This window comes from Streptomyces griseus (assembly GCF_001715295.1).
Taxonomy (GTDB): Bacteria; Actinomycetota; Actinomycetes; order Streptomycetales; family Streptomycetaceae; genus Streptomyces; species Streptomyces griseus_G.
In genome coordinates this window covers 1,058,337-1,069,898 of record NZ_MDKB01000003.1, presented here as the reverse complement: position 1 = coordinate 1,069,898, position 11,562 = coordinate 1,058,337, and the positions used below count along the sequence as shown (strand labels likewise).

The window sequence follows — 11,562 nt, the reverse complement described above, 5'->3', positions numbered from 1 at the left end:
AGCAAGCGGCACAGCTGAGGCGAGCGGTCAGATGCTGGTGCGGGTGACCGTGGTGACGGTCGTGACCGTGACGGTGGTCGTGGTGACCGTGACGGTCTGCCCGGGCGTGCGGACCCTGCGGGTGTGGGTGACCCGGTAGGTGCGCGGAGCTCCGGCACGGCGAGGGGTGGTGGGGCGGCGCTTGGCCCGAACGGTGCGGGTCACGAGGGGGACGGAAGGTGCGACGGCCTGCTTCGTGGCCGGGGTCTGCGGGCGCCGGGCGAGGCGGCGCCGAGCCGAGGCGAGAACCTGGGGGTGGATACCGTGACAGGCCAGGAGTTCGGTGCGGAGGTCCGGGTCCTCCGTTTTGTCGTACTCCCTGATGATCCGCGCCATCCAGGCATCATCGTCTTCGATCATGTGGGTCCCCTCCCTGTGGGCACACCGACGAGTGCCCATGACTGGATGACGCAGGAAAACGCTGCACAACGGACCCTGAGGACAGAGCTCGGCCCCTGAGTAGGCGGCATCTGTCAACAACCCTCTTTGGGTTGCGAGTTGCCGAGACAGACCCTAGGACACGCGGGGTAGGCCTGTCGATCAGAAGAGGAAAGATTTCGAACGACCTTCGCTGGCGCTCGGATAGAAGGTTGGCGTCAAGTGGCATTTGACGTCACGGCGATGTCAAGCCGGGTGCTACGGTTACCCAACTCGCAACCGAGGGGAAGGGGGTTCGGTGGAGGACATCGAGGACTTCGGAGTCTGGCTGGGGCGCCAACTGCGTCGCAACGGCATGTCGCAGGCGGAACTCGCCCAGCAGCTGAAGCTGACGCGTGCGGCCGTGTCGGCGTGGGTCACCGGCAGAGCACAGCCCAGAGCCGAGGTGATGGTCAGGATCGCCGAGATCCTGGAGACGGACGTCGCCACCCTGCTCACCAGGGATGCGGACGCCGGATCCGACCGACCGATCGGCTGGTACCACCGCATCGCCCACCATGACGGCGGGCGCGAATACGGCAATGCGGCTGCGTTCGCCTTCGACGCGAGCCTCGCCGTGCTGGCCCGGGAGGCTACGCAGAATTCGCTGGACGAACGACTGGATCCCCGACGTCCGGTGCGCGTTCGCTTCACCCTCCACGAGCTGACCGGTGAGCACCTGCACTCCTTCCTCTCGGCATTGAAGTGGGAAGAGCTGGAGCCCCACTTCGCGGCGGCGGCGCGATCCCGACAGAAGGTCGGGCGAACCCTTTCCGAAGGGCTCCGGGCGCTGCGGGAGGACGCCTCGCTCCTGCTCCTCCGGATCGACGACTACAACGCCTCGGGCCTGACCGGGCCGGAGTACGAGGACGGGCGGTACGCCGCCGTGGTCCGTCGGCAGCTCGACAGTCACAAGAGCAACGATCGGGCCGGCGGCTCGTACGGGTTGGGTAAAGCCACCCTGTGGGCGGCCAGTCGACTCGGTCTGGTGTTGATCAACAGCACGTTGTCCGAACCGCACGAGGGGCGGACGGCTCGCCGGGTGATCGGCCGTCTCGACCTCCCTTGGCGCGAGGTCGACGGAGTGGCGTACGCCGGGCCCGCCTGGCTCGGCGAGCCCGACACCGAGAAGACGCACGAAGGTGTCTCCCGGTCGTGGTGGGCGGACGAACGAGTGGTTGCCGATTTGCAACTCGACCGTGAAAGTGAGGATCCGGGAACCTCCTTCCTGATCGTCGGCGCCCACGATGCGGCCGGCAACAGTGACATGTTGGAAGACCTGCACGCCGAACTCGGCAGGGCGCTGTCCGACAACTTCTGGGCCGCCATGACCGCGGGACGTTCGGCGCCGGCCATGCTGGAGGCCTCGGTCAGGTCACTTCGCAATGGCGAATCAGTGGTGGCGGAGCAGCGAGTCGATCCTCTCGACAGGCACCCCGCGTTGGTCCATGCCCTGCGGTCGTACATCGACGGCGAGACGGTCGAAGAACTGACCGCTCCCGGACAGGTGGCAGCTACGGAGGTCGGCCTTGTCGTCCCGCCGCTGCGGACGGCCGGGCGGAAGGCCGCAGGGGGCAACCATAGCGCCGTACTGCTGGTGACTCCGGCCGCTGACAAGGACGAGAAGCACAGCCGCATCATCTGTATGCGGGGCAACCGGATGACGGTCACGGCCCGGTCTCCCCGCAATCTGGGGATGGGGGCGGATCCCTTCCAAGCCGTTCTGCTGGCCGGTTTCGCCACCGGAGACGACAGCTCGACGACGCATGCCGCCGAAGCTTTCCTGCGAGCCGCCGAGCCGCCGGAGCACGACAGGTGGGGGGTGACGGAGGAGCTCACCGCCGCCTACGCCAATGCGCCGCGGCGGTTGACCGAGTTCAACTCGGCTATGGACACGGCGTTGCGGCGGGTGATCGGTAGGCGGGTCCCCGGAGGGGATTCGACCGGACCGGAGGTCCTCCGGAAGCTGCTGCGGCTCGACGCACCCGCGGGGGTGGGCACCCGTCGAGGGCACCCTGCCGTGGACCGGGTGGTCGGAAAGGTGGACGAATCCGGGGCCTGGACCTTGGACGTGACGCTGACCGTTCCCCAGCGGGACGGCGGCTGGCAGTTGCTACCGGTGGTCAAGTTCGATGTGCGATCAGGAGGACGACCCTCTTTGGACTGGGCCGAGTTGTCGGCCAAGGAGAACTGCGAGGTCGTCGGCGGCAGGCTGGTCATCGAGCCGGATGTGCGGTCGGCGCGCTTCGGCGGCGTCACGGCCGTAGGGAGCCACCCGGTGGCCGCCGCCATGGCGGGCGTCATCGTGGATGTGCAGCAGGCGCGGGAGGCTTCGACGTGAGCGCGGTGTATGCGTACCCGACCTTGGTGGGGAAGATCGAGGTCGCTGTCCGGGGGGCGAGCATGGATGGCAAGCCACTGCAGCTGTCCCTGATTTCGCAACGCGATCAGGTCGTCGCTCTCCACCAGGTCGAACGGGACGACTGGACCGAGGGGGTACTGGATCTCGAAGTCTCCCTGCCCACCGAGGAGCTGGCCGAGGGGCCGTGGGCCGGAGTCAGCTGTGTCGCCGTCCTGACCGAGGGAGCCACCAACACCCGGGTGGTGAGTCGACTGGAGCGCCGTCGTGGCGACACCCACTGGCGAGGGCAGGTTCGGGTGCGACGCTCCACTCATGCCTCGCGCGCCCTGCTCGATGTGAGCGTCGTCGGCAGCCACGGTGGAGTCGACGGACGCATCCTCGGCAGAGCGGACACGCCGTGGCTCGTCGACCTCCTCGGGAGGACTCCTTCCAGGCAACGGGACCTGGAGATCCTGGAAGAGGACTTCCGCGACGGACCTGAGGAGTGGCTGCGTCCCTTCATGGACGCGCCATGGCTGATCGATACCACGGGAGAGCTACCGACCATCCTTCTCAACACGTCCTTCGAGGGGCTCTCCGAGCTGCTGTCCGGCGCTCGCGGCCCCTTGGAGAAGGCGACCGCCGGACTCGTGGCAGCCCAGATCGCGGGTGAGGCATGGGCGACGATGTTCCACTCGGCCTTGAGCGACCTCGAGTTCGACGACGACGGCACCCCGCACTTCCCCGGTGGATGGCGCGAGTCCGTGCTGCGCTCCATGTTGCCTGAGGTCTTCCCCGGTCTGCCCCTTCACGACGCGTTGAGAGAGGCACACGACTGCCGTGGGGCCGGCCGAGGTTGGGCGGAGGTGCAGTCACGGATCGAGGTGGCCGCCGGGAAGCGCAGCCAGATGCCCAAGAACCTCGTGGCGACCATCCGCGCTGTTTCCCGTGCCCAGGAAGGTACGTACCGATGAGCCGAACGCGCTTCGAGCCTCCCGCACGGCTCTCCCTTCTCCCGGGCAACCTTGCCACGGCGTTCCTCACCCACGGCGTGCGTGCGGGTCAGGAAGATCTACCGCAGGTGGCGGTCCTGCGTGCGAGCACGCCGATCGAGGGTGATTCCGTCCGATGGAGCGTCGACCCGGTGCGAGAGCTCGTCGAGCAGGCCATGCTCAGATTCGACGCCGGCAGAACGGAAGCCGATGCCTGGCTGGCCCCCCGACTGCATGCGACCCTGCGCATGAGCCGTGCCGAGGCGGCGAATCCCGGACTCTGGAACTTCCTGTCCTTGGCCGTGGCGCCGGACTTCGTCCTCTGGCGCCATATGCCGTCGGGCACGGCCGAAGACGGCGCGCCCAGGAAGGTCAACAGTGCCAGGTTCGTCGGACCTCACTACAGCCAGGCCTTCGCCAGGCTCTGGTGGGCAGCCGAAATGTTCCGCGACGGAAGCGACTACGGCCCCGCAGAGGTCGCCTGCGGCAATCAGGACATGATCAACACGGCCCTCCGCCTCGACGCCATCGATCACAGGCCTACCGCGCTGGCCCTTGTCTCGGTCCTCAGGACCCTCTCCGACCGCGGGGCCACTCGGCTCGGGGACCGGGTCAACGCCTTGTGCACAGCGGTGAACGTGGCCGGCACCACACTTATGTACGAAGTGATCGCGCCGGACGACCCGCCCCGCCAAGACGCGCTCACGGCGTGGATCGAAGAAGCGGAGTCGGCACCGGCCGTTCCGTGGGAGCGGCTCCCGGAGGGCCCGGACGACGGCACCGCTCGGCGCTCCTCCTGCGAGACTCTGTCACGAATGTTCGAGAAATTTGCCGCCGAGGCGCCGTTGCGCGACCGGGCTCGGGCATCCAGGGCGGTGAGCGACTGACTGTTGTTCTGCGGCCACGTCTTTCCGCACCTGGCGCACTGCCGCAGGACCTTGTCGTGTTGCGGGGGACGAGCGGACGGTGCGGTCCTGGCTCACTCAGCCGTCGGCCGCACCATCGTCCGCGGAAGCGGCTCGGGGCTCCGGTTCCCACGTCGCCAGCTTGTCGAACACATCATTGCCGGGCTGTCCGAGTCGGAGTGCGCTGCACAAGATGTGCAGGGAGAGGCGCGGCGGGATGGCGTTCCCGATCTGCTGGGCCACATCGGTGGACTGCCACGGATAGCGGGCGGGGAACGACTGGAGGAGGCCGGCCTCCTCGAACGACAGCCGATCCAGTTCCTCGCCTATCTCCTTTGCTCCCGAATCGCTTTCCTTGAGGAGGAAGAGCCGATTGCGACGGCACTTCCCGGTGATCGTTGCCGCGGGTTCCTGCGAGGTTCGCCGTCCCCGGTTCTTCGGATCGCCGCCTGAGCCGTAGTTGGAGACCATCACGAAGTCCTGAGGACGGGATGCAGCGAGAGCGTCCTGCATGGACACCCAAGGTTCGATCATCCTTCCACGGGGCGGCGTGACGAACAGTGAGCCGTCCGAGCGGAGTTCCCCGCTTCGGCCCATGGGGAGACGCTCGATTCCCTTGCGGTACCGCTGGTGCGTCGCCTGCGGGAACGGAACAGCCCTCATCTCGTTGCCCGGGTCGTACTGGGCGATCAGAACGGCCCTGCGGCGTGTCTGTGGGACACCGAAGTCCTCGGCATGCAGCACATGGGCCTCGGCGGCGTAACCGATCTTCCTCAGGAGTTGGGCGTAGTGCTTCCAGACCGGGAGAACCGTGGGCACCTGCTCCAGTACGACCACCTCGTAAGGCCTGCGGTGTCGGGAGAGCTTCGCCTCCATGATCCAACGTAGAGGCTGTAGGACGAGCCCGGTCCGCTCGTCCGCAGCGAGGGCGGGATCAGCCTGGACTGCGGCCCACACGGATTCGAAGGAGGCGGAATGCTGGGCAGCCACCATGCATGTCGCCAGCCGTTTCACGTCTTCCAGCGCTTTGTGCCCCTTGCGGCTACCTGCTACCGAGAAGGACTGGCACGGGGGCCCGCCCGTGAGGACGTTCGCATCCATCACCTGCGCATCGCACGGGCTCAGGGCCGCGACGTCCTTCTCCTCAGTGGTCCGAAGTCCAGCCGCGTCGCGCGTCGCACGGGTCGCATCGTCCCACTCCACTCCGACGCTCTTCACACCCATGATCGTCGCCGCGATGTCGAGGCCTCCCGGGCCCGCGAACAAGTCCACGATGCGGAAATGCGCAGCTTGATGTGACGGGTCGAGCTCATGGGTCATGGGGATGAAGTGTAGCCGGCGGTTCGAGGTCAACCGGCCTGGTGATCGAGTCAGCTCCGGACGCGAAGAGCGTCCGCGACAGCCCTACCCAGCGCTTTCCCCACCGGTGGTGGCGAAGCGTGACCGATTTGCCGATATTGGAGGGTTTTCCCTCCGGTCAGGTGCCAGTCGGCCGGGAAGCCTTGCAGGAGGGCAGTCTGCGGCACGGTGAGCTTGATCATGTCGGAGGATCCGTCCTGGTCGGGGCCCGGGACCAGGTCGGCCAACGAGCCCCCGTTCACTCCTATGCGGGCCCACGCCTTCTTCGTCCCGGTAGGTCCCAGATCCGCCCCGCCTCGATTGTCGGATCCGCCGACCAGGGTGGGTGCCACGGACGACGCCTGGTCGGCCCAGGCGCCGGCACCGGCCCATCCCCGCGCGGCCATGGAGACGCGCAGGGCGCTGCCCACCGACACGTGGTTCTCGACCGTGGGCACCGGCGGCCGGAAGAGGTCGAAGTAGCGCTCCTTCAGGGCGACGAGTACGCCCTGCTTCCGGTCCTGAGGAACCCCGAAATCAGCCGCGTTCAAGACGAACCACCGCAACCGATACCCGAGGTGCTCCAATTCCTGGCGGATGAAGTCGCGCAGGGGCGCGAGCGCTTCTGCCTCGACCAGGCCGGGCACGTTCTCGATCAGGAGAGCGCGCGGCTGAACCGCGTGAGCGAGGAGGACCGCAGCCTCCAGAAGCTGCCTTTCCTCATCGGTCTCGGTCCTCGCCGCGGTCGCACTCGACTTCACGCGGGGTGGTCCGGCGGACAGCAGGTCGACGTCGTAGGTCTGGGGATGCTCGGTGGGGACGAAATCAAGCAGATCCATCTGCAAGACATCCCAGTCGGGGCGGTTGCGGCGCAGCGTCTCGCAGGCCACCTGCTTCTTGTCCAGTAACAGCACCGGGTCGAACCCGGCCTGCTCCAGGCCCAGCGCCAGACCACCCGCACCGGCGCACACGTCGAGGAATCGCAGACCGCTCACCGCTCTTCGCGCCCGGGGTTGCTTCTCCGCGCGGATTTCTCGCGATCGACGACCTCCGCCACCCGCTCGGCCACCTCGTCCGGGGGCTGGTGTTCCCAGAACCGCAGAACCGTCCACCCTGCGGCAACCAGATGCTCGTTCGTCTCCGCGTCCCGTGCGACGTTTCGCTCCAACTTGTCACGCCACCACTCGGCGTTCGACTTCGGCTGCGTCGCGTGTTCAGGGCAGCCGTGCCAGAAGCAGCCGTCCAGGAAGACCGCCACCTTGGCGCGGGTGAAGGCGATGTCGATCGTTCGCCGAGGCATGCTCGGCACCCGCTCGTTGAGGCGGTAGCGGTACCCGGACGCGTGCAGCAGCTTCCGGACCGCCACCTCAGGGGCCGTGTCGCTGCGGGCTTGGCGGCTCATCCGGGCGGAGACGCCGGGAGAGGAGGGCTTGGCGGTGTTCATCACTGTCAAGTCTCCTATGTTGCTGCCGGGTTCGTGATCGATGGACAACAGCGCACCGGTCTGAGGGCTTCCTCCTACAGTCGGGACGGGGGCGCGCACGGAGTAAGTGCCTGAGGCGGATCGGTGAATGTGATCGTATTGCAAAGGTGCGACATAGGGGAATCGGTCCTGTGTCGATCACCGGATCCGCGGGTCGAGTTCCGGAGGCAGGGTTGCCGGGTAGGGGAGATCGTTCCCGGGAGGGGGTGGGCGACCGGGCTTCCGCGCATGCCTCACGCCCCTGGAACCCCCCGATGGAGGCCCGGCCGCCGAGCGTCCGGCTTCCGCTGGCATGGTGCCCGCATGTTCCGACGCATACGGGCCACGGGACGTGCGGCCGCTCTGGCGGCCGGTGTCGCCGCCGCTCTCGCCGCGCCTCCGGCGCCCGCCGTCGCCGAGGGCTCCCGCGAGGTCGTGCTGCGGCTCGAAGGCCCGGCGGTCTTCTCCATGTACAACGCCGACGAGGGCGCCGGGGCCACGAACAGTGACTTCGTCCTGCCCGTCTCCGTGCGGCCTGAGGGTGGCGGCGGCCCGGCCCGCAACGTCAAGGTCGTGGTGGACACGTCCGGGTTGGCCGGCGTCGCCCGGGCGGACAAGGGCGGCTACGGGAACTGCACCGGCCGGGGACCGGTGTTCACCTGCGCTTACGGCGACCTGCAGAACGGCGACGGCGAGGCCGACGCGCCGTTCACCCTCCACGGTGTGGAGGGCGTCGAGCCCGGGGCCGGCGGGACGGTGACGTACACCGCCACCGCCGACAACGCGGCCCCGGTCACCGGCACCACCCGCATGACCGTGGGCGGTCCCACGCTCCAGTCACCCGGGAAGCAGGAGACCGTGAAGGGCGTGGAACCGGGCCGGACCGCGTCGCTGACCCCCAGGTTCGCCAACCACACCCGGTTCACCGCGGCCCGTGGTGTCGCCCTGAACCTCACGGCGCGGGACGGTCTCGTGCTGACGTCCCGCCCCGCCAACTGCTTCTTCGACACCACGTACACCGTGGCGTGGTGCGCGTTCCTTACGAGGGCCGCGCCGGGCACCGCGTACCGCACCGGTGCTCCGATCGGCTTCACTGCCGGCCGGCGCGAGCAGCTGAACGGCGGGCTCTCCTACAGCTGGTCCTCCGACCCGCGCAGGCCCGACGGACTCACCGTGCGGGGCACGGGAGCCCCGTTGAACCTGGCCAGGACCGCTGACCGGGGTCTCGTCGGTGACAGCACCGAGGTCGGTGTCGAGACCACCGCGCAGGCCGACTACGAGCCGGTGACCGCAACCGTCCGGGGCCGGGTCGGCGACACCGTGAAGGTGCGGCTCGGGGTGCGCGACCACGGACCGGGCAGGCCGACCGGCCCCGAATCGCTGGGCGGCTTCGAGGTGGTCCCGCCCGAGGGGACCACGGTCACCTCCGTCCCGTACGCCTTCGAGGAGTCGGGCGGTACCTGGGCGTGCGAGCGGCCCGAGAACCCCGGCGGGGCCTTCGTCTGCCGTATCGGTGGCGACGGCTTCCTCGACGTGCTGCACCCAGGGGGGACGACCGTCATCGACTTCCAGGTCCGCATCGACCGGCAGGTCCCCGGCGCGCGCGGCACCATCCGCACCTTCAACCCGTACGACCGCACACCCGGCAACGACTCCGCCGTCATCCCGCTCGACGCGTCACCCGCCCCGCCCTACCGAAGCCCCGCCCTGTGGGCGGTCGTTGCCGCGGGGGCCGTCTGCGTTGTCGGGATCGCGGCCGCTCTGCTCCGACGACGGCGGAGGCGCCCGGCCCTGGTGTAGCGCGCCCGCCCGGGGCGTGCCCGAACCCGCTCAGGGCGCCCAGCGCCTTCTCCGCGTACCGCACCGGAGTCTTTGGGGCCGTCGTCGTCGTTGCCGGTGTCGTCGCCTTGAGGTGTCGCCTTGTGGACCCGCGCCGGGCCTGCGGCGACGGGCCCCTCCCGGAGCGGGGAAAGGCCCTGTCGCATGTCGGGCCGACCGGTCGGCCACGTCAGTAGGGACGCGGGAACCGGAAGGCCTGGATGTCCCGGGCGAGTGTCAGGCAGGCCATCACGAAGTCCTGGGCGGCACCGGCCGATACGGATTCCGGGTGGTGGACCGCGGTGTCGCGCAACCGGTGAAGGCGGTCGACCACCACTTCGGCATCGTCGGACAGGCCCAGTGCCCTGAGGCCCGTCACCAGCTGCCGGATGTCGTACGGGCCGGCGGCCCTGCGCTGGGCCGGGAGGGAGTGCTGCAGCAGGACGTCCGCAGCGATCCGTTCGAGTGCGGACCACGCCGTGATCACGGCTTCGGCGGGGGATTCCCCGGTCATACCCAGAGGTCCCGTGAACAGGTCGTCCGTGAAGTGGCTGCCGACGGGCCGGTGACGCTGTCGTGTCACGTCGTCACCGGGTCTCGGCGTCGTGCCGGCCGCCCCTGGGGGCGGGGGTGGCGGGGCGGTTCCCCACGGCGGTGCCTGTGGCTGCTCCGCCGGGTCGTGGCCCGGCGGCCCGGCCGGGGGCCCCTCCGATTCGAGGTCTGCCATGGGCCACGGCGGGAGTGGTGGGGGGACCCCCCTGGCCGGCGCGGCACCCGGCTCGGCCTCCGTCGCACGTCCCGGCTCGGGTACCGGGTACCCCGACGGGTGGGGCGGAGGTGGACGCCGGTCGGTCACCACGCCGGGCGTGAGGGTCACCGACAGCTCGGCCGCCTCGTCGCGAAGTTCACGGGCCTCCACCGCGAACTCCAGACTCCCGGCGGGCGTCTCCAGCCGTGTCAGCCGTCCGAACGCATCCTTGATATGGGCCCGGAGTCCGTAGACCAGCGCCACCGTGACCAGCGGCCACACCAGCGCTTCCACGTACTTGAGTACCAGTTCCGCGATCTCCACGGAGCAATCCTGACCTGTCCCGCACGGAAATCGCGTCGGTCGGCGGCATTGTGACCTGCGTGGAACACACACGGCCACCGAGAGGGCGGGACTACCTGCCGCCGCTGTCCTCGGCGAGGGTGTGGGCGACCAGGGCGTTGGCGTGGCCGTGGCCCAGGGCGTGTTCCGTCTTCAGCCAGGAGACGAGCTCCATGTGTGCGGTCAGTGGTGAGGCGCGGATGAGCTCCTTCCACTCCGGGACCGGGCGGCCGTACTTCTTCTCGATCGAGGGGAAGTAGCTCGCGGGGCCCTTCGCTGCGTCCGTCATGTCGTCGTGTCCTGTCCGTCGTGGTGCGTCGCCGTTCGTGAACGCCGCGTTCACCCGTGCGGCAGTCCTGCCGTGGCCGGCAGGTTCTCCTGGTCTTCCAGCGGTGTCCCACCGGCGTCCTACGCGAGGGAAGACTGCGGGTCGGGCGGAAACTGATCGGCCGGGGCGGGGTGTGACAAAGGGGTGACCTTGCGTCAACACCCGTGAAATAGTCGTTGGTTCAGGAGTCGCTCGCTGGATCGCACGAGGGTTCGGGTGGGTGGTCACACAGCGGATCACCGGGCGGAAGGCCCGGCACCCGCCGGGCCGGCCGGATCACCGGGCCGGCCGGGCGGTCGATCAGGCGGCGACGTTGCCGATGGGGGCAGGGCGTATGACGTACGGGGCAGGACCTGGCGGGGCTGAGGCGGACGGACCGGAGCCGGAGAGGGGCACCGTCCGGTTACGGATCAGCGTGAGCGGTACGCACACCCGCCGCGACGATCTCGAAGCACTCCACGCCTGGCTGACGGCCACCCCCGCGCTGAAGCGGCAGGAGCAGGAGCGGGAGCTCAGTATCGAGCGCCGGGCCTCGCTCACGCAGACCGAGGCGATGAGCGGGGAGCTGATCCAGGACATCATCCTCGTCGTCTCCGTCGAGGTCGCCCGGTCCGTCAGCGAGAACGCGTGGCGTGCGGTGGAGACCTGGCTGCGCAACCGCCGCCGGTTCGCCGGTCCCGAGGAGGCGCCTCGCGTCACCCTGGACGGGCCGTCCCAGGGCGCGGGCTCCGGCCTGAGCCGTGACTCCGGGACCGGCCGGGCGCCGGACACGGGGCGCGAGGCCGGTGGACGGGACCCGGTGCGCGGCGGCGACGAGCCCGAGGAGGTCTAA

General features: G+C 69.2%; 11 protein-coding genes. 5 read left to right on the top strand and 6 right to left on the bottom strand.

What is annotated here, in order from left to right; translation table 11 throughout:
* Positions 1-27: 27 nt before the first annotated feature.
* Positions 28-399, bottom strand: coding sequence for a hypothetical protein (locus BA175_RS20890; RefSeq protein WP_069172946.1), 372 nt, complete (start codon positions 397-399; stop codon positions 28-30).
* A 316-nt stretch (positions 400-715) separates the two neighbouring features.
* Between BA175_RS20890 and BA175_RS20885 the strand changes: the two genes are divergently transcribed.
* From BA175_RS20885 to BA175_RS20875, 3 genes are read left to right on the top strand one after another with little or no spacing between them, the layout of a single operon-like run.
* Positions 716-2,797, top strand: a complete 2,082-nt coding sequence (locus tag BA175_RS20885; RefSeq protein ID WP_069172945.1) for a helix-turn-helix domain-containing protein — start codon at positions 716-718, stop codon at positions 2,795-2,797.
* Complete coding sequence (locus tag BA175_RS20880; RefSeq protein ID WP_069172944.1) at positions 2,794-3,771, top strand: hypothetical protein; 978 nt, start codon at positions 2,794-2,796, stop codon at positions 3,769-3,771. The genes BA175_RS20885 and BA175_RS20880 overlap by 4 nt, the downstream gene beginning before the upstream one ends.
* Complete coding sequence (locus BA175_RS20875) at positions 3,768-4,676, top strand: DUF6339 family protein (RefSeq protein ID WP_069172943.1); 909 nt, start codon at positions 3,768-3,770, stop codon at positions 4,674-4,676. The genes BA175_RS20880 and BA175_RS20875 overlap by 4 nt, the downstream gene beginning before the upstream one ends.
* Positions 4,677-4,772: 96 nt before the next feature.
* Here BA175_RS20875 and BA175_RS20870 read toward each other — a convergent pair whose 3' ends face one another.
* The 3 genes from BA175_RS20870 to BA175_RS20860 are packed head-to-tail and all read right to left on the bottom strand — an operon-like array spanning position 4,773 to position 7,476.
* Positions 4,773-6,014 (bottom strand): DNA cytosine methyltransferase, encoded by a 1,242-nt coding sequence (locus BA175_RS20870; protein ID WP_079159721.1) that lies wholly within the window; start codon positions 6,012-6,014, stop codon positions 4,773-4,775.
* 50 nt (positions 6,015-6,064) lie between these two features.
* A complete protein-coding gene (locus BA175_RS20865; protein WP_069172942.1) occupies positions 6,065-7,027 on the bottom strand; it encodes a DNA cytosine methyltransferase in 963 nt (320 codons plus the stop codon).
* Complete coding sequence (locus BA175_RS20860; protein ID WP_069172941.1) at positions 7,024-7,476, bottom strand: very short patch repair endonuclease; 453 nt, start codon at positions 7,474-7,476, stop codon at positions 7,024-7,026. The genes BA175_RS20865 and BA175_RS20860 overlap by 4 nt, the downstream gene beginning before the upstream one ends.
* 342 nt (positions 7,477-7,818) lie before the next feature.
* Here BA175_RS20860 and BA175_RS20855 point away from each other — a divergent pair, with 342 nt between their 5' ends.
* Positions 7,819-9,294 (top strand): hypothetical protein, encoded by a 1,476-nt coding sequence (locus tag BA175_RS20855; RefSeq protein WP_069172940.1) that lies wholly within the window; start codon positions 7,819-7,821, stop codon positions 9,292-9,294.
* Between the two features lie 208 nt (positions 9,295-9,502).
* On the opposite strand, the gene BA175_RS31880 is transcribed toward BA175_RS20855, so the two are convergent.
* Together BA175_RS31880 and BA175_RS20845 are read right to left on the bottom strand one after the other, a co-directional pair.
* Positions 9,503-10,384: a hypothetical protein gene (locus BA175_RS31880; protein ID WP_069172939.1), complete on the bottom strand. Its 882-nt coding sequence runs from the start codon at positions 10,382-10,384 to the stop codon at positions 9,503-9,505.
* A 91-nt stretch (positions 10,385-10,475) separates the two neighbouring features.
* The gene (locus tag BA175_RS20845; RefSeq protein WP_069173150.1) at positions 10,476-10,691 is read right to left on the bottom strand and encodes a DUF4287 domain-containing protein; all 216 of its coding nucleotides are present in this window, start codon (positions 10,689-10,691) and stop codon (positions 10,476-10,478) included.
* 454 nt (positions 10,692-11,145) lie between these two features.
* Between BA175_RS20845 and BA175_RS20840 the strand changes: the two genes are divergently transcribed.
* Entirely contained in the window at positions 11,146-11,562 is a 417-nt protein-coding gene (locus BA175_RS20840; protein ID WP_254667923.1) for a hypothetical protein, read from the top strand.